At 61.0% G+C, this 18,169-nt stretch carries 18 protein-coding genes; 1 reads left to right on the forward strand and 17 read right to left on the reverse strand.

The window, feature by feature from the left end; genetic code table 11:
* The 17 genes from ribD to Q0899_RS07480 form a co-directional block, all read right to left on the reverse strand.
* On the reverse strand, positions 1 to 1,128 hold the full coding sequence (ribD, locus tag Q0899_RS07400; RefSeq protein WP_299191884.1) for a bifunctional diaminohydroxyphosphoribosylaminopyrimidine deaminase/5-amino-6-(5-phosphoribosylamino)uracil reductase RibD: 1,128 nt from the start codon (positions 1,126 to 1,128) through the stop codon (positions 1 to 3).
* Between the two features lie 3 nt (positions 1,129 to 1,131).
* On the reverse strand, positions 1,132 to 1,599 hold the full coding sequence (nrdR, locus tag Q0899_RS07405; RefSeq protein WP_298297106.1) for a transcriptional regulator NrdR: 468 nt from the start codon (positions 1,597 to 1,599) through the stop codon (positions 1,132 to 1,134).
* 93 nt (positions 1,600 to 1,692) lie between these two features.
* The gene (locus Q0899_RS07410) at positions 1,693 to 2,094 is read right to left on the reverse strand and encodes a secondary thiamine-phosphate synthase enzyme YjbQ (protein WP_299195275.1); all 402 of its coding nucleotides are present in this window, start codon (positions 2,092 to 2,094) and stop codon (positions 1,693 to 1,695) included.
* Between the two features lie 25 nt (positions 2,095 to 2,119).
* Entirely contained in the window at positions 2,120 to 2,632 is a 513-nt protein-coding gene (locus Q0899_RS07415) for a hypothetical protein (protein ID WP_298356458.1), read from the reverse strand.
* A gap of 2 nt (positions 2,633 to 2,634) precedes the next feature.
* Positions 2,635 to 3,165, reverse strand: a complete 531-nt coding sequence (locus Q0899_RS07420) for an SRPBCC family protein (RefSeq protein WP_298297096.1) — start codon at positions 3,163 to 3,165, stop codon at positions 2,635 to 2,637.
* 99 nt (positions 3,166 to 3,264) lie between these two features.
* Entirely contained in the window at positions 3,265 to 3,528 is a 264-nt protein-coding gene (locus tag Q0899_RS07425) for an HlyU family transcriptional regulator (RefSeq protein WP_298297093.1), read from the reverse strand.
* A 26-nt stretch (positions 3,529 to 3,554) separates the two neighbouring features.
* The gene (gene rpoD, locus Q0899_RS07430) at positions 3,555 to 5,531 is read right to left on the reverse strand and encodes an RNA polymerase sigma factor RpoD (protein ID WP_299191888.1); all 1,977 of its coding nucleotides are present in this window, start codon (positions 5,529 to 5,531) and stop codon (positions 3,555 to 3,557) included.
* A gap of 118 nt (positions 5,532 to 5,649) precedes the next feature.
* On the reverse strand, positions 5,650 to 7,614 hold the full coding sequence (gene dnaG / locus Q0899_RS07435; protein WP_298297087.1) for a DNA primase: 1,965 nt from the start codon (positions 7,612 to 7,614) through the stop codon (positions 5,650 to 5,652).
* A gap of 44 nt (positions 7,615 to 7,658) precedes the next feature.
* Entirely contained in the window at positions 7,659 to 7,880 is a 222-nt protein-coding gene (locus Q0899_RS07440; RefSeq protein WP_299191890.1) for a hypothetical protein, read from the reverse strand.
* 3 nt (positions 7,881 to 7,883) lie between these two features.
* Complete coding sequence (locus tag Q0899_RS07445; RefSeq protein WP_299191892.1) at positions 7,884 to 8,423, reverse strand: sarcosine oxidase subunit gamma; 540 nt, start codon at positions 8,421 to 8,423, stop codon at positions 7,884 to 7,886.
* Positions 8,416 to 11,343: a sarcosine oxidase subunit alpha family protein gene (locus Q0899_RS07450; RefSeq protein WP_299191894.1), complete on the reverse strand. Its 2,928-nt coding sequence runs from the start codon at positions 11,341 to 11,343 to the stop codon at positions 8,416 to 8,418. The genes Q0899_RS07445 and Q0899_RS07450 overlap by 8 nt, the downstream gene beginning before the upstream one ends.
* Positions 11,340 to 11,600, reverse strand: coding sequence for a sarcosine oxidase subunit delta (locus Q0899_RS07455; RefSeq protein WP_298297077.1), 261 nt, complete (start codon positions 11,598 to 11,600; stop codon positions 11,340 to 11,342). The genes Q0899_RS07450 and Q0899_RS07455 overlap by 4 nt, the downstream gene beginning before the upstream one ends.
* Positions 11,597 to 12,091, reverse strand: coding sequence for a hypothetical protein (locus Q0899_RS07460; RefSeq protein WP_298356437.1), 495 nt, complete (start codon positions 12,089 to 12,091; stop codon positions 11,597 to 11,599). Before Q0899_RS07460 ends, Q0899_RS07455 begins: the two co-directional genes overlap by 4 nt.
* A complete protein-coding gene (locus Q0899_RS07465; protein WP_299191897.1) occupies positions 12,069 to 13,322 on the reverse strand; it encodes a sarcosine oxidase subunit beta family protein in 1,254 nt (417 codons plus the stop codon). Before Q0899_RS07465 ends, Q0899_RS07460 begins: the two co-directional genes overlap by 23 nt.
* 151 nt (positions 13,323 to 13,473) lie before the next feature.
* Positions 13,474 to 14,115: a hypothetical protein gene (locus tag Q0899_RS07470; RefSeq protein ID WP_298297067.1), complete on the reverse strand. Its 642-nt coding sequence runs from the start codon at positions 14,113 to 14,115 to the stop codon at positions 13,474 to 13,476.
* Positions 14,115 to 14,648 carry a TadE/TadG family type IV pilus assembly protein gene (locus Q0899_RS07475; RefSeq protein WP_298297064.1) on the reverse strand — a complete coding sequence of 178 codons (534 nt, stop codon included), beginning with the start codon at positions 14,646 to 14,648 and terminating at the stop codon, positions 14,115 to 14,117. Before Q0899_RS07475 ends, Q0899_RS07470 begins: the two co-directional genes overlap by 1 nt.
* A gap of 16 nt (positions 14,649 to 14,664) precedes the next feature.
* A complete protein-coding gene (locus Q0899_RS07480; RefSeq protein WP_298297063.1) occupies positions 14,665 to 16,383 on the reverse strand; it encodes a TadE/TadG family type IV pilus assembly protein in 1,719 nt (572 codons plus the stop codon).
* Between the two features lie 335 nt (positions 16,384 to 16,718).
* Between Q0899_RS07480 and Q0899_RS07485 the strand changes: the two genes are divergently transcribed.
* Positions 16,719 to 18,149, forward strand: a complete 1,431-nt coding sequence (locus tag Q0899_RS07485; protein WP_299191899.1) for a Glu/Leu/Phe/Val dehydrogenase dimerization domain-containing protein — start codon at positions 16,719 to 16,721, stop codon at positions 18,147 to 18,149.
* The last annotated feature ends 20 nt before the right edge of the window (positions 18,150 to 18,169 follow it).

Below are 18,169 nucleotides of genomic sequence, written 5' to 3' on the forward strand. Positions count from 1 at the left end.
TCAGGTCAGGTTTGGCCGCGCGCTGAGCCGCCAGACCTGAAGCGTATCCGCGCCAATCTGTTGCGTGCGCTGCAAGCTCCAGCGCGGTGCCGCGCCAAGCGCGCCGTCCGGCAGCGCCGCGACGCCCGCGACCCCGCCCGCCCCCAGCACCAACCCGGCATGGAAGACCACAAGTTCATCAACAAGCCCCGCCTCCAGCAAAGAGGCCGCGACCGCGCCGCCGCCTTCGCAAAAGACGCGGGTCAGCCCTTGCGCCGCCAAAGCCTGCAGCGCGGAGGCGACAGTGCCATCCGCCCCCTCCAAAAGCCGCGCTCCGGCATCGGCCCACGCTTTGCGCGCCTCAGGTGGCGCTTCGCGGCAATGCACCAGCCACACAGGCACGGTTTGCGCGGTGTCAAAGAGCGGCCCGCTCCGCGGCACGTCCAGCGTCCGGCTGAGCACCACCCGCACCGGCTGTCTCGCGACCCCAAGGCCGCGCACCGTCAGAGATGGCGCATCCGCCCGCGCCGTGCCCGCGCCCACCATCACCGCGTCATGGCGCGCGCGCATGGCGTGCACGGCGCGACGCGCCTCGGGGCCAGTGATCCATTGGCTTTCGCCAGACGCGGTCGCAATCCGCCCGTCCAGCGACATGGCAAGTTTCAGGGTGACAAAAGGACGGTGCTGTTCGATCCGCAACAAAAAGCCCGCGTGATCTTGCGTGGCGTCCTGCGCCAGGACGCCGGTCACCACGTCAATACCCGCCGCACGCAGCCGCGCAAGACCTTGCCCGGCCACACGCTCGTCCGGATCAGAGATCGCCACCACCACACGCGCCACCCCCGCGGCAATCAGCGCGTCACAACAGGGCGGGGTCTTTCCGGTATGGGCGCAGGGCTCAAGCGTCACGAACACATCCGCGCCGCGCGCGGCACCGCCTGCTTGCGCAAGCGCCACCGTTTCGGCATGCGGCCTGCCGCCATCTTGCGTCCAACCGCGCCCAAGGACGCGGCCGTCTTTCACGATAACGCAACCGACGGCCGGATTTGGCCAGACGCGCCCCATGCCGCGCCTGCCCAGCGACAGGGCAAGCGCCATCCAGCGCGCGTCATCCTGTGCGTCGGCGTGCACCGCCGCACCCGAACTCATGGTTTAATCGTCAGACGGGACAGGCGGGCGCAGTTCCGAGACGAATTCTTCGAAATCGTCTGCCGCCTGGAAGTTTTTGTAAACGGAGGCAAAGCGCACATAGGCGACCGTGTCGATCCGCGCGAGCGCTTCCATCACGATCTCACCAATGGAGGTAGACGGGATATCCGTTTCCCCCATGCTTTCCAGCCGCCGCACAATGCCCGAAATCATCTGGTCGATGCGCTCCGGCTCGATGGGGCGTTTCTGCATGGAAATGCGGATCGAGCGCTCCAGCTTGTCACGGTCAAAGTCCTCGCGCTTGCCAGAGGTCTTGATGACCACCAAATCGCGCAGCTGCACGCGCTCATAGGTGGTGAACCGCCCGCCGCAGGCCGGACAGAACCGACGCCGCCTGATGGCCACATGATCCTCGGCAGGACGTGAGTCCTTCACCTGAGTGTCTACATTTCCGCAAAAAGGACAGCGCATCCCGAAATTCCCTCTCAAAGCCCGTCTGGGTGTTCATCCCCAGTTATCCACAGTGACTATAGGGGACCAGCTAGAGTTTGGGTAGAGGGGAATTTACCCCCCTAGATGGGCCACAACCTGCCGCTGATGCGGCCGGTCGCGATGCTCGAACAGGTAAATGCCCTGCCATGTCCCCAGGACCGGCGCGCCCGATTGCACCGGAATGGACAGCGACACCGGCATCATCGCGGCCTTGATATGGGCCGGCATGTCGTCGGGGCCCTCATAGGTATGGGTGAGGTAGGACATGGACGGGTCCGTCGTTGGCGGCACCAGCCGCGCGAAGAAGTTGCGCAAATCGGTCTGCACCTCGGGGTCCGCGTTTTCCTGAATGAGCAGAGAGCAGGAGGTGTGGCGGACAAAGAGCGTCAGCAGCCCGTCCTCAACGGCCTGCCCGGCAACCCAGCCGGTGACCTGTCGCGTAAATTCGTACAACCCCTGCCCCGAGGTCTGGATGGTGAAACCGGTGGTTTGCCTGGGCTCAGTTGGACGGGCAGTCCGAGGACCAGCTGAAGGTTTCAAAATTCCAGCATTGGCCGGCGTTCAGTTTGTCGTCGTAATACGCGTCCAGCTGGTGGCTGATGCTGCCCGCGTCGCACTCCAGCTGCGCCAATGTCTGATCCGCCTTGGTCACCACGACGCCGCCGGACAGCCGATCGGCGTCATCGCCTTCCACCAACCGGTCATAGGCGGCATAGACGGTGTAGAGGTAGTCGCCATTGGCGAAGGCGACCTCTTCATAGATGCTGCGCCCGATGCCGTTCCATGGGGTGTAATCCAATGTCTCGATCGGGTCATTAAGCGCCAGTTCCGCCGGTTTGCCCGCCGCGCCGAAGCTGTATTGCGTGACGCCGCCGCCGTGGCAAACCTCGACCAGCTTGGCCCCACCTTTGACGCTGCAGTGAAAGCGGGCGTCTTGGCCGGGCGCGCAGGCCGCCCAGCCCATAGGCGCTGTCAGCGGCAGAAGCACTGCCGCCAAAACGTAAGATCGCATGATTATCCTTCCACCAGCGCCTTGAGGTTGGCGAGGCCCTTTTCGTAATCCGCGCCGACCCAATCATCCATCTTCAACCCGAACCAGCGGCCCACCGGCCCTGCGCCCATATCCGCCGTCAGCCCCCAGGTCACGGTGGTTTTTCCACCTGCCTCTGTCAGCTGATAGGTGGCCGTGGCGGTCCCCATATCGCCGAAATCCAGCGCTGAGGCGACACGCTCATTGGGCACGCTTTCGATGATTTCCATCTTGCCGCTGCCGACCTGCGGGTTGTCGGACGCCCATTCCATCTTGGCGCCCACGCCTTCGGCAATGTCGCCATAGGTGGTCTGCACATCCGGGTCGAGGCCGAGCCATGGCGACCATGCCTCCGTCGCTTTGGGGTTGTTGACATGCGGGAACACCTTGTCGGCGGTCGCGTTAATTTCCGCTGAGCGTTCCACCGTCACCTCGCGCGGCAGCAACATGCCAACGGCCACAAAGGCCACGGCCAGCACCGCAACGATGCCCAATATCCATTTGAGAATGCGCATGAAATTCATCTCCTTCCATAACCTTGACCGCATGGTCTTGGTGGGAGGCTAGCAGAGCTTGTGGGAATTCCAAAGTCTCAGCTGGGCAGGCAGGGTCTGTCAGGAAAAGAGCCGCTCGCCCTGCTCGTCAATCACCTGCTTGGCTTTGTTCACCGCGGCCTCGGCGGCGGCGTCGTGGCTGTCAAGCACATCGGCGCGCACCAGCGTATGGCTTTGCTCGCCCTTCTCGATCTGGGCGGACAACCGGAAGCGCGCGCCCTCGGGCATCGGGGTTGGCGTGATCTTGAAGCCGTTATAGTCGACGCTCTGCACCTCGGGCTTTGATCCCGAGGAACCGCCGAACAGCTTAGAAAAGAGTGACATCGGCCCCTCCTGATTGTGGTGCTTGCCTACTGGTCGAGGAAGCTGCGCAGCTTGCGTGACCGGCTTGGGTGTTTGAGCTTACGCAGCGCTTTCGCTTCGATCTGGCGGATACGTTCGCGGGTGACCGAGAACTGCTGCCCCACTTCTTCAAGCGTATGATCGGTGTTCATGCCGATGCCGAAGCGCATGCGCAGCACGCGTTCTTCGCGCGGCGTCAGCGAGGCCAGCACACGGGTGGTGGTCTCTTTCAGGTTCTCCTGAATGGCCGAGTCCAGCGGCAGCACCGCGTTCTTGTCCTCGATGAAATCGCCAAGCTGGCTGTCTTCCTCGTCGCCGATGGGCGTCTCAAGGGAGATCGGCTCTTTCGCGATCTTCATGACCTTGCGGACCTTCTCCAAAGGCATTTGCAGCTTCTCTGCCAATTCCTCCGGCGTCGGCTCGCGGCCAATTTCGTGCAGCATCTGGCGGCCGGTGCGGACCAGCTTGTTGATCGTCTCGATCATGTGGACCGGGATACGGATGGTGCGGGCTTGGTCCGCAATCGAACGCGTGATCGCCTGACGGATCCACCATGTCGCGTAGGTGGAGAATTTGTAGCCGCGGCGATACTCGAACTTGTCCACGGCCTTCATCAGGCCAATGTTGCCTTCCTGAATAAGATCAAGGAATTGCAGGCCGCGGTTCGTGTATTTCTTGGCAATCGAAATGACGAGGCGCAGGTTGGCTTCGACCATTTCTTTCTTGGCCTGACGGGCTTCTTTCTCGCCCTTTTGCACTTGCGCCACGATGCGGCGGAATTCTGTAATATCAACGCCCACATACTGACCCACTTGCGCCATCTCGGCGCGCAGGTCTTCGACCTTTTCGCGGGACTTTTCGATCAGCGCGACCCAGCCACGGCCGGTCTTTTCGGCGATGCGGTCGACCCAGCCCGGATCCAGCTCGTAGCCGCGATACTCGTCGATGAACTCGCGGCGGTTGATGCGGGCCTGGTCGGCCAGTTTCACCATGGACGAGTCAATCGACATGATGCGGCGGTTGATGCCGTAAAGCTGGTCAATCAGCGCTTCAATCCGGTTGTTATGCAGGTGGAGCGAGTTCACCAGATCGACGATTTCCTGACGCAGCTTCTGATACGCGCCCTCTTCCTTCTTGGAGAAGGTGTCGTCATGGTTGATGGCGGCCGAGATCCGCAAATCCTGCATCTCCGCCAGTTTTTCGTAGTCACCGGCGATGACGTCCAGCGTTTCCAGCACACGCGGTTTCAGCGCGGCTTCCATTGCGGCGAGCGACAGGTTGGCCTGTTCGTCCTCGTCATCATCGTCGTCGTCGCTGGCAATCGGGTTGCCGTCGGCATCCAACTCTTGCTTTTCTTCCTTGGCGCTGTCCGCTTTCTCGGCGCCGGGGGCGGCCACGACGTTTTCGTCTTCGCCTTCCTCCTCCATTTGGTCGCCAAAGGTGGTTTCCAGATCAATCACGTCGCGCAGCAGAATGTCCTCGGACAAAAGCTCGTCGCGCCAGATGGTGATCGCCTGGAAGGTCAGCGGGCTTTCGCACAGCCCTTCGATCATGGTTTTGCGGCCCGCTTCGATGCGTTTGGCAATCGCGATCTCGCCTTCACGGCTCAGCAGCTCGACCGAGCCCATTTCGCGCAGGTACATGCGGACAGGGTCATCGGTGCGGTCCAAGGCTTCCGTGTTGGAGCCAGCCAGCACGATTTCCTTCGCGCCCTCTTTGGTCACCAGCTCTTTCGAGCTGTCATCTTCGGCTTCTTCGTCTTCAATGATGTTGATGCCCATTTCCGACAGCATCGACATCACGTCTTCGATCTGCTCGGACGCGACCTGCTCTGGCGGCAGAACCTGGTTCAGCTGGTCATAGGTGATGTAGCCACGCTGACGCGCCTCGGCGATCATCTTCTTCACCGCGGCCTGGCTCATATCGAGGCCAGCGGCGGTATCTTCGCGTTCCTGCTTCTGGTCGTCTGTGTCTTTGGGGGCCATGGGATGCTCCTGCTAACGCGATGTGTGGCTACGGATCGCTAAAGTGATTCGCACTGATTCGTTATTCGAATCAATATCGCGAATCAGAGTGATTCGCACGCCGGTTTCTCGAACTGGTTTACTTTCGTTTCTTTACCCAAATCTCACCGTCGATGAGACTTTGCAGATACTGGGACATAGCGCCCCGATCCTCGCCGTCACCCTCATCGTCCGACATGGACTTGCGGTTGGCCGCTTCGCTTGCTTCCGCCGCCTGCCCGACCCGCCAGGTCAGCCCTTCATCGGCCACGCCTGCAAGGTCTTCGACGGCATCTGCCACTTCACGCTGCACGCCGCGCCGCGCTTCCAATTTGGCCAGCTCCTCTGCCAGGGTCATTCGGGTAAGGTCGTCATCCGCCCCGCTTCTGGTGGCGGGGACAGTCTGCACATGGCGCAGCGAATACAGCTTTTCAAGGGGCGCGGGGCCCAGTTCGGCCTCTAAAATTTTACGCAACACCTCGCGGTCGGTTTCCTCGACATGACGCAAGAGGCCGGCAATCAGCGCCCGGTGGTCGGGGCCATGCAGGTCCAGCACTTCGAGGTCCGACAGAAACTCCCCGATCAGCTTGGGGTGATTCACAAGGATCGCCAAGATCACCGCCTCGCGCACCCGCTCTTCAACATCGGTGCTTTGCGCCAGCAGGGAATTCTTGGTCGACGGGACCGCGACGCCCTTGCTTTCAAACCGGCCCTTGCCGGATTTGGACCAGTTGCCACTGTTGCCCTTCTGCCACCCGCCCTTTTCGCGCTGTGGGCGTTGGGCGGCGAACAATTCGGACCGCAGGTACTTGATCTCGGCCGCGTAGTGGTTGCGCAGGCCTGCATCGGTGATCTTGCCCAGCGCCGCCCTTAGCGACTGATCCAGCGCCGCGCGCCGTTCGGGGCTGTCCAGGACGATGCCGTCGGTTTCGCGCTGCCATAGCAGATGCACCAGCGGTTTGGCGTTCTCCACCAACGCGCGCATGGCCCCTGCCCCTTTGTCTCTCAGCAGGTCGTCCGGGTCCAACCCTTCGGGCAGGATGCAAAAGCGCAGCGACTGGCCGGGGCCAATGAGTGGCAACGCGAGGTCGATGAGCCTGAGCGCCGCGCGTTGACCCGCCGTGTCGCCATCGAGCGTGATGATGGGTTCCGGCGCGATGCGCCAGAGCATTTGCAGCTGCATCTCGGTCACCGCCGTCCCCAACGGCGCCACGGTCGCGCCAAAACCCGCCTCGCTGAGCGCGATCACGTCCATGTATCCCTCGGCCACGATCAGCGGCGCGCCCTTGCCGGACGCCTCCCGCGCGGGGCCGTGGTTGTAAAGCGAGCGGCCTTTGTCGAACAGTTCCGTCTCAGGCGAGTTCAGGTATTTGGCGTTATCCGCGGGGTCCATCGCACGGCCACCAAACGCGATGCAGCGCCCCCGCGCGTCGCGGATCGGGTACATGATACGGTTGCGGAACGTGTCGTAGGGCTTCTTTCCCTTGTTGGACGCCTTGGCGAGACCCGCAGCCAAAATCTGGTCTTCCTTGACGCCTTTGCCAGTCAGATGGTCCCACAGATTTTGCCAGCCCTCCGGCGCGAAGCCGATTTCCCAGCGGTCCAGCGCCTGCTCGTTCAGCTGACGGCCCGTCAGATATTCGCGGGCTGCGGTGCCTTGGCTGGTCTTCAGCTGCAGCTTGAAGAACTGCACGGCTTTTTCCATCACATCCGCCAGCTCGGCGCGGCGGTCCTGCTTTTCCTGCGCTTTGGGGTCGCGGGCCGGCATGGTCATGCCGCATTCGCGGGCCATGATCTCAACCGCTTCCATGAAGGAGACGTTTTCGGTTTCCTTGATGAACCCCAGCGCGTCGCCTTTGGCGTGGCAGCCGAAGCAATAGTAATAGCCCTTCTTGTCATCCACGTGGAAGGAGGCTGATTTTTCCTGATGAAACGGGCATGGCGCCCACATGTCGCCCTTGCCGGGCTGCGACTTGCGCGCGTCCCACACGACCTTGCGCCCCACCACCTGCGCGATCGAGGTGCGGGTCTTCAGCTCGTCAAGAAATCCGGGTGGCAGGCTCATGGATCATATATCGGGGCGCGGGCGGGCAGAGTCTAGGGCCTCGGCTAGGGTTCCGGGTTCTTCTTGAAGATCGCCAACAGCAGAAAACAGCACCCCGCCGCGCCGCCCAAACCGGCGATGACCCCCAGCGTCGAGGCCACCAGCACCGGATCGCCGACCATTGGGGTTATCACGGTGATCAACCCGAAGGCCGCCACGCACACGACCAGCCCCAAAAGCCCCAACAAAAGGTAGCGTTTCTTGATGTTGCCGCCCGTCTCGCTCATCGCTTACCCCTTCAACGCCGCCTGCGCGGCCACCGACCGCATGATGGTGGACATCTCGTGCACCAACGTCCCCGCCATCGAGCGGAACACCATCAGGTCATACCCGTCCGAGCGCCGCACAATCACCGCCATCATATGCCCAACCATGGACCGCGCAACGTCGCCCTCATCCATGGCCCCAAAATCCAGCGGGCAGAGCCGCGCCATCACATCCGTAGCCCCGCCGCCCTCCAGCGCCACGCAGGCCCAAGCGTCGGACTGATCCGTGACGGCGGCTTTCAATTTCGGCACCTTGCCGTCCAGCACGAAATACTGGCCTTGGCCGGTCCACAGGACCTCGCCCGTTTTGCCTGTGACGGCGCGCCCCACATCCGGCAGACCAGCGCCGATTGCTTTCTTCAAAGCGGTCGAGACAGCTTTTTCCGCGCCACTCAACGGCGCGACGGAGGTGATGCTGGCGGGCGTCAGCTCCCGCAGCGAGACCTCGCCATGCGCCACAGGAAGCAAACCATCACAAGGGGTTACGGGATCAAGTTTAACCACGTGCTTTCCCTCCCTCTGGGTCCAGAAAGACCGGGTCACAAACCTCCACCAGCGTTTCCACCTGCCGGATATGATCCACCAGTTTGACCGTCTCGCCATGCCGGTTGCGCCCGTTGCGCAGGAAGCCCATGCCCAGCATGCCCATTTCAGGCGAGAAGCCGACAGAGGTGGTGTAGCCCTGCTGGTTTTTGGCATCCGGGGCATCATCTGGCTCAAAGAAAAACGCGCCCGCGTTCAGCTCTTTCACCGCACCGACGGGCTTGATCCCCACCAGCTGTTCGCGCCCGTCGCCAAGCAATCCGGGGCGTTCGGCGGCGGTTTTGCCAATGCAGTCCTTCTTGGCGGAGATCATCCGCCCCATGCCAATATCAAACGCCGTCACCCGGCCATGAATTTCGGCATGCGTGATGAAGCCTTTCTCGATCCGCATGACATTGAGCGCCTCCATCCCGTATGCCCCGCCACCCAGCGGCTTGGCGGCTTCAAGCAGCGCGTCAAAGAGCGCGGCACCGTATCTGGCAGGCACCGCAACCTCATAGGCATGCTCCCCCGAGAAGGAGATGCGGAAGAGCCGCCCCTTCACCTTGCCAACCGACACCTCGCCGCAGCCCATGAAGGGGAAGCTGTCATTGTCGATCTCTTTGTCCAAAACCGCATTCAGCAACTCCCGCGACTTCGGCCCGGCAACGGCAAATTGCGCCCATTGCTCGGTGGTGGAGATGAACTGCACATCCAGATCGGGACGCAGGCATTGATGCACGAACTCAAGATGCCGCATCACCAGCCCGGCCGCTGCCGTGGTGGTGGTCATCACGTAGTGATGTTCCCCCATCCGCGCGCAGGTGCCGTCATCCAGCACATGCCCATCCTCGCGCAGCATCAGCCCATACCGCACCTTGCCAATCTTCAAGGTTGAGAAGGTGTTGGTATAGACGAAATCCAAAAATGCCCCGACATCAGGGCCTTGCAGGTCGATCTTGCCAAGGGTGGACACATCGCAGACCCCCACGGCGCTGCGCACCATGCCCACCTCCCGGTCGCAGGATTGTCGCCAATGCGTCTCCGCCGATTTGGGGAAGTAGGACGGGCGATACCACAGCCCGGCCTCGATCATCGGGGCCTTCATTGCGCGGGATGCCGCGTCCGAGGTGGTCCGGCGTTGCGGCGCGAACCCGTCACCCTGCGCGTAAGCCCCCATCGCCGCGATGGACACAGGCATATAGGGCGGGCGGAAGGTCGTTGTTCCGGTCTCCGGGATGCCCCGACCGGTTGCATCCGCCAGCACAGCCAAGGCCCCGACATTGGAATTCTTGCCCTGATCCGGCGCCATGCCTTGCGTCGTGTAGCGCTTCATATGCTCGACGGATTGCATGTTCTCCTGCGCCGCCAGCTTCACGTCCTTCACGGTCACGTCGTTCTGGAAATCCAACCAGGCGCGGCCTTTGCCCTCCACCGCCCAGAGCGGTTTGATGTTGTAGGGCGCGTCCTCCGCCTCCGGCATACGTGGGGCGCGCGCAGTAATGCCGAGGGCCTTCAACACCTCCTTGGCGCGGAAGATGCCCGACTTCAAACAGCCATGGGTGGAGAAGGTGCCGCCAGCGGAGCCAGCCACTTCCATGCCGGGTATCATACCGGGCTTGGGAATAAATCCGGCAATGTTTTCATTCCATTGCGGGCGTCCGTTCATGTGGCACGTCAGATGCACCGTCGGGTTCCACCCGCCGGAGACGCCCAGACAATCGGCCATCACGTCATCCGAGCCGGACGGCCCCGTGATTGTCACGCCCTCGACCCCCATGCGGCCTTTGACGTTGGAGACCTGGCAGCCCAAATGGATCGGGAAATCGCCCTTGATCTGCGCATCGGTGCGGCTGTCGACATAGGCCGCGATATGCACGCCCGCCGCCGCCAGATCCTGCGCTGTGCGGAACGCGTCGTCATTATTGCCGAAGATCACCGCGCGTTTGCCCGCCGCCACGCCGTAGCGGTTGAGATAGCCGCGCAGGGCCGACGCCATCATCACACCCGGCCGGTCATTGTTGCGAAAGGCCACGGGCCGCTCCATCGCGCCGGCGGCATAGACGCAGCCCTTGGCCACGATGCGCCAGAACGTCTCCACCGGGGCGTCACCCGCCTTGGCCAAATGGTGGGACACCCGTTCAACCGCGCCATAGGTACCGCCGTCATAGGCCCCCGTCACCGTGGTGCGCGCCATCACCCGCACGTTGGGCATCTTGCGCAGCTTGGCAATTTGAGCAGCGGCCCAATCAGCCCCGGGTTGCCCGCCGACCTCGATGGTTTCAAAGTTCAGCCGGCCGCCAAGGCGGAAATCTTCTTCGCAAAGGATCACATCCGCGCCCGCGCCAGCCGCCGTCAGTGCCGCCATGATGCCCGCCGGGCCGGAGCCTATGACCAGCACGTCGCAGAAGGCGAAGGCCTTCTCGTAGTAGTCGTCATTGGCCTGCATCGACAGCTTGCCCAACCCCGCCGCGCGGCGAATGATTGGCTCGTACAGCTTTTCCCAGAAGGCTTTCGGCCACATGAAGGTCTTGTAGTAGAACCCGGCGCTGAGAAATGGCGACAAGAGGTCGTTCAGTTCCAACACATCCCATTCGAGGCTGCCCCAGTGGTTCTGCGACCGCGCGTCCAGCGCGGAGTGCAGCTCTTGCTGGGTCATGCGCACATTGGGGGTGATCTGGTTGCCGCGATGCAGTTCGACCAAACCGTTGGGTTCCTGGCTCCCATCCGACATGATCCCGCGCGGGCGGTGATATTTAAACGACCGCCCCACCAGCTTGATGTCGTTGGCCATAAGTGCGGACGCCATCGTGTCGCCCTCAAACCCGGTGTAGCGATTGCCGTCGAATGAAAACGTCACGCTTTTGGAGCGGTCCACCAGCCCCTTGCCCTCAATCCTCATGACGCCACCTTCGAGGCCAGTTCGACCCCAAAAATCTCATGCGTCGACACATTGCGTTCGATCACCAGCCACGCGCCGCAGCCCGCCTCGTGATGCCACAGGTCCTTGGTCACGCCTGCGGGGTTTTCGCGGAGGTGCAGATAGCGGTGCATCGCGTCCTGGTCGCCCTCCTCCGGACGGTCCAGAAACACATCGGCGCCCATGTAGTAGTACTCGCGCCGGTCGCGGTCGCCGCAAATGGGACAGGTGATCCTCATCTCAATCGCTCCGTGCAAATGGCCGGGTCCACGCGGTCCAGCCTGTAAGAGACGGGCTTGCCGATTTCCTCTGCCAGATCGATGGAGCCGCCGCATTCCTCCCGCTCACCCACTGTCAGGTAAGTGGTGCGGAAGGTCAGACTTTGGGTGGAGACTTTGGTGACCTCCAGCACACCGCCGTCGCAATCAATGCCGCAACGCGTACCCACCTGATCCGCACTCCCCTCAAAGCAGTAGAGCCCTTGATCAACCCATTGGCCCACCAAAGGCCCACCTTTGGCGTGGCCCCCATCGGCAATCAGCGCGGACATCCGGATGTAGCTGTCCCCTGCATCACCCAGTTCGAAGGCCATCACCATGGCCTTGACCACTTGCGCGGGATGTTTGGCCAGATGCGCATCGGAATAGGTCCGCGCGTAGCAGGACTGCATGTCTTGCGCTTGCGCGGGCAGTGCAAAGGCCAAAAGGCTAGTGAAGATTATGTTGCGCACCGGTGGCCTCCTCATCCATCAGGCCTTCGCCCGTTTTGAACCGATCAAACGTGTGGCGCTTGGCGACCTCGTGGGGCGCGTCCTCGGCCATCAGATGCGCCATGCACCAGCCCGATGCGGGCACCGCCTTGAAGCCGCCATAGCACCAGCCGCAATCCATATAGAGGCCCTCCACCTCCGTGCGGTCGATGATGAAGGAGCCGTCGGGCGTCATGTCCATGATCCCGCCCCAGCTGCGCAGCACCTTGGCTTTGCCAATGGCGGGCATCAGCGTCATGCCCGCCTCCATCACATGTTCGACCATCGGCAGGTTGCCGCGTGCGGCGTAGCTTGCGTAGAAATCCAGATCGCCGCCAAAGACCAGCCCGCCCTTGTCGGACTGGCTGACATAGAAATGCCCCATGCCGTAGCTGATGACGTGGTCGATCGCGGGCTTCAGCCCTTCCGACACAAAGGCCTGCAGCACATGGCTTTCAATCGGGACCTCAAGCCCCGCCATGGCCGCGACTTGCGACGACCGGCCAGCGGCCAGAATGCCGACCCGCTTGGCCCGGATCGGCCCGCGCGAGGTCTGCACCCCCTGAACCACGCCGCCCACCACATCGATGCCGGTGACCTCGCAGTTCTGGATCAGGTCGACCCCCATCCGGTCCGCCCCGCGCGCGTAGCCCCACGCCACCGCGTCATGGCGGGCAGAGCCGCCGCGCGAATGCATCAACCCGCCATAAATCGGGAAGCGGGTGTTGTCGAAATCGAGAAAGGGGATCTCCGCGCGCACCTGTTCGGGGCTCCACAGTTCGGCGTCGTCGCCTTGGTTGCGCATCATGTTGCCGCGCCGCGCAAACGCGTCGCGCTGACCGTCGGAATGGCACAGCATGATCACCCCGCGCTGCGACATCATCACGTTGTAATTCAGCTCTTGTTCCAACCCCTCCCAGAGTTTGAGCGAATGGGAATAGAATTCCGAGTTGCCGGGCATGTGATAATTGGCCCGCACGATCGTGGTGTTGCGGCCAATATTGCCGGAGCCGATATAACCCTTTTCCAGCACCGCGATGTTGGTGATCCCGTGGTTCTTCGCCAGGTAGTAGGCGGTCGACAGCCCATGCCCGCCGCCGCCGATGATGATCACGTCATACTCGGATTTGGGTTCGGGCGACCGCCAGACGGGGCCCCACCCCTTGTTGCCGGTCAGGCCCTCTTTGAGAATGCGAAAGGCGTTGTAGCCCATGTGCCGATGTCCCCCGGGATGTGGATCCATTGCAGACAACCACCCTGCCCCTGCGAGATCAATGCGCATATGAGACAAATTCAGGCCTCCCAGCGCCAAAATGAAAAATGGCGGCCACGGGGGCCGCCATTTCGCAATGCTTTGTCAGGGATTATGATCCGACTGGATCGCCATCACCATCATCATCCTCGTCATCATAATCGGTCGAACCGTCCCATTCCCCCTCCTTTTTGAGTTGCGGATGGAAGCGCGGGCGCGTCACGATGACATTCTTGAAGATTTGGTCCGGAATACCGACGCGGAAGATCGGCTGGTAGGACACAAAAGTCTCCGTCACAACAACCGTTTCATACTCGCCCATGATCGGGATCCAGCTGGTGTCGCTGTCCACTTCAGCCTGAGTAAGGTCGGTCATGCCGTTGGGGCCGTAGGACCAGTTGATCTCGTAACCGCTTGTGGTGTCGGAAGAGCTTGGGTTGTAGGTGATGTGGGTAATCCGCATGCGCGGGCGCGCATAGCTTGGGATCATGTAGTCCAGCATCATGTGCATGTTGTCGAGAAACGGCTCATCTACCTCGGACTGGCGGGACAAAACGTCACTGACAGCGTAGCTGGCCTTCATCACCAATGTCTTTTGGCGGAACGCGTCAAACCACACGAAGGACGCGCAGTAGAAGCCGGCCAGCAATGGCAGGATGATGACGGCCTCAACCGTCAACGATCCGTCTTCCTTGCGCAATGGGTCCGAAACGGTGTCCCAGGCGCGGGCGAGTGTTTTGCGGAATTTCAACATTACTTCGGCTCCTGCGCAAAGATTGAGCTAGCCACCAGTTGCATGTTCCCTGCCGGGTCTTTCTTCAGCAGCTTGCCAAGACCAAGGGTCGGCAGCAGCGGGCGCACCACGAAACAGGCGCGCAGGAACATCAGGTCGCTGTCGCCGCCACTGATGACTGATGTCACCGGCAGGGCTGTTTCACTTTTGTCGATGCAGGTCGCGCGAACAGCAGGCAGACTGAATGTGTTGCGGTCGATGACCACCATCTCAACAAGCAGCGAATTGTTGCAATCCTTCAATAGGCCCGCACGTTCACAAATCCGGTCGCGGATTTTCTCCTGCGTGATGTTGGCGCTGCCGGTGCTCAGGCGGATGTCACGCATGGTCATGTCCATGCCGTGCTCCAACATCGTGATGCGGACTGTTGCCATCCCCAGCTCGAAGATCGAGATGAACAGGAAGAAGAACAGCGGCGACATCAGCGCGAATTCGACCGACGCGTTGCCGTCCTCGCTTTTGCTCCGGCGTATCAATTTACACAATTTTCTCATTACTACCTCCGCGACCCTATTGAGTCAGCTTCAAGCGCTGAATGGTCTGGGCAATCTTGCCAAACGCTTCAGAAATTTCAGTACCTTCAACTCGGAAGAAGTCACTCGGCGTACTCGCGCAGTTCTCCATCACGACGGCGGAGGCATCAGACACCTCGAACCCGATCGAGTAGATGATCACGCCTTCGTCCTTGGCGGCGGTACAGGCGTTGTTCAAACGCGTGTTCTTCTCCGACGCATAGACGTAGTCGAGGATGTCGTCGCGGGTGTCGTAATACTCGTTGGCATCCCAGTCGCGGACGTAGTTGTAGTAGTAGGCGAAGTATTTCACGCCGACCTGCTTCCACAGCTCAGGATATGTCAGCCGCTCGTCGCCGCCCTGATTGTACCGGTTGCCGCTGAAATAGTCATAGCTGGTTGAGCCATAAGACATGAAGTAGTTGTTGTCGGGGCCGGCGCGCCATTTGTAGTGCGACAACCAGGACGAATTCGGGTCCAGCCAGATGTCGGAGTCCCCGGAGTCGTAATCCTCGTCAAGCATGTATTGCGTCGTGTTCACGCCGTCGGTCATCACAACCATGATCTTGATCGTGTTCTCGCGGTCATACTCGTATGGGCGATCTTGAAAGGCCACGGGAACGCCGCCAGATGTCAGGTTGGTCGAGTCGTCGGCTAGCGCGTCCACCAGCGGCTCTGCATTGGGGTTCAGGAAGAACGAGCCCCATTTTACGCCAAGGTCGATGGATGTGTTGCCGCCAGCGGTCAGGCTGTTGATCATGGTCTTCAGCTCGGACTTGTTTTGCGACATCAATGTGATTTCGGATTCCTCGGACGTCGGGCAGTTGAACAACCGTGTGGCCCCGTCATCGGACGAGATGTGGTCCAGATCCTTGGTCGTGTAGAACGGATCAAAATGGCCCGAGCGTTGCAGCTCGTCGCGGGTCCCCATCACGGTTGTGCCGTCCAGGCTCAGGTCGCCCAGCGACGCGCCTTCGGCAACATCCGCACTGATTTCCACAGTTGCGAAGTCTTCAGATTTGAAGTCGATGCAATGCGAATAATCGTGCTCGTTGGAGACGTTCAATTCGTTGAGGATATCCTCGCCCGCATTCACCTGCATGTTGTAGGGAATGACGTTGACCGAGATACGGTCCAGGTTGTCATTGGTCAGCAATTCGTCCAGGAACTCACCCGCTGCGGTCTGCAGCGCGGCCAATTTGGTCTGTGTCCCGGTGGCGTCGTCCCAGCCCATCGAGCCGGAGACGTCCAGCACCATGCTGATTTCGACGTCCTTGATGCTTTCTTCGGCAGTACTTGTGCCGGCGGCGGTCATCGACTCGATACCCATCAGGTTGATGAAGAAGCTCTTCACCGTGGTTTCGGCGCTGACGGTCACGATAGAAGACAGGTCCGTGCATGTGCCGGTCACGGTTACCTGATTGCTGTCGATGCCAGATTTTTCGAAATAGTCGCGCGCCACGTCTTCACATGGCAGCGGCTGATTGAGGGAGGCCGCGGCAAGTGCTGCGCGGTCCAGCGTGTATTGCACTTTGGCCCGTTCATGTTCGAACCGCATGAAGTCAACCGCCATGCCGCCCATCCAGAGCATGATCACGAAGATATAGAGGCCGAATATGATCATCCCGCCGCCTTCGTTGCGACGGAACCCCGCCACACGCTGCCAGATGCGGCGTAAGCCGCTGCAATCTGCAGTTGAATTTTTCAAGCCACTCATGACTGCCCTTCCCTGCGCCAGCACGCGCAAATACATACAACGAACGAGATTCGTCCGTCGCTCAATTGACCTGAGCAGTGTGGCTAGAATTGGGCGAAAAATGTTCAAAAAAGGGCAAATTAACCCTTTGTTAATATACAATTAATCGGAATATCGGGGGTTGTTTCCCAACCGTGTCCAATAGCCTGCAAATGGGCAGAATCCAGGGGCAAACGGGCGCAATCTTCTGGCAGCACACTATTTTGGTTACGTTTGCAACCGGCCCGTGTTTATATTTTGCTATATATTTGATCCTACAGATCATCGAATAGCCTTTGACACGTCAGGGAGACGTCATGTCCACAACTCAAGAGCCATCCTTCCGCGATTCAGTCGAACTCATGTACAGCCGGGCCGTCAAGCTCATGGACCTGTCCCCTGGTCTTGAGGAAAAAATTCGGGTCTGCAACGCGACCTACACGGTGCGCTTCGGGGTCCGGCTGCGCGGCGACCTGCACACATTCACCGGCTACCGCGCCGTGCATTCGGAACATATGGAGCCCGTCAAAGGTGGCATCCGCTTCGCCATGGCTGTGCATCAGGACGAGGTCGAAGCGCTCGCTGCGCTCATGACATTCAAATGCGCGCTGGTGGAGACGCCCTTTGGCGGCTCCAAGGGCGGGCTGCGCATCGACCCCAACGAATGGGAGGAGCACGAGCTGGAACAGATCACCCGCCGCTTCGCCTATGAGCTGGCCAAGCGCGACCTGATCCACCCTTCGCAAAACGTACCTGCGCCAGACATGGGCACGGGGGAGCGCGAAATGGCGTGGATGGCCGATCAATATGCGCGGATGAACACCACCGACATCAACGCGCGCGCCTGCGTAACAGGCAAGCCAATCAATGCGGGCGGCATCCAGGGCAGGACGGAGGCCACTGGCCGCGGCGTCGAATACGCGCTGCAGGAATTCTTCCGCTACCCCGAAGATATGGAAAAGGCCGGGCTCAGCGGCACGTTGGCGGGCAAACGCGTGGTGGTACAAGGCCTGGGCAATGTGGGCTTTCACGCGGCCAAGTTCCTCAGCGAGGAGGACGGCTCCCTGATCACTGCCGTGATCGAACGCGACGGCGCGATCATCAATGACGAAGGCCTCGACGTTGAGGCACTGTCGGCCCATATCCGTGCCAATGGCGGGGTGAAGGGCTTTGCAGGCGGCACCTACACGGAGGACGGCAGCGCGGTGCTGGAGAAGGAATGCGACATCCTGATCCCGGCGGCGCTGGAAGGCGTGATCCACATGGGCAACGCAAAAAATATCAAAGCCCCCCTGATTATCGAGGCCGCGAACGGTCCCGTCACCGCTGGCGCAGACGAAATCCTGCGTAAGAAGGGCTGCGTCATCATCCCCGACCTCTATGCCAATGCCGGCGGTGTGACCGTGTCCTACTTCGAATGGGTCAAAAACCTCAGCCACATCCGCTTCGGCCGGATGGAAAAACGCCAGGAAGAGGCGCAACACCGCTTGCTGATCGAAGAGCTGGAGCGGCTGTCTTCCGACAAGGGTCTCGGTTGGGAGCTCAGCCCCGATTTCAAGGCCAAGTTCATGAAGGGCGCGGGGGAGCTGGAACTGGTCCGTTCCGGCCTCGACGACACGATGCGCACGGCCTATCAGGCGATGCGCAAGGTCTGGCACGAACGCGACGAAGTCGAAGACTTGCGCATGGCAGCCTATCTGGTCTCGATCGAACGCATCGCCAGCAGCTACCGCGCGAAGGGTCTCTAGGCTTCTTTCTGCCAAAAATA

Source organism: uncultured Litoreibacter sp. (assembly GCF_947501785.1).
GTDB lineage: Bacteria > Pseudomonadota > Alphaproteobacteria > Rhodobacterales > Rhodobacteraceae > Litoreibacter.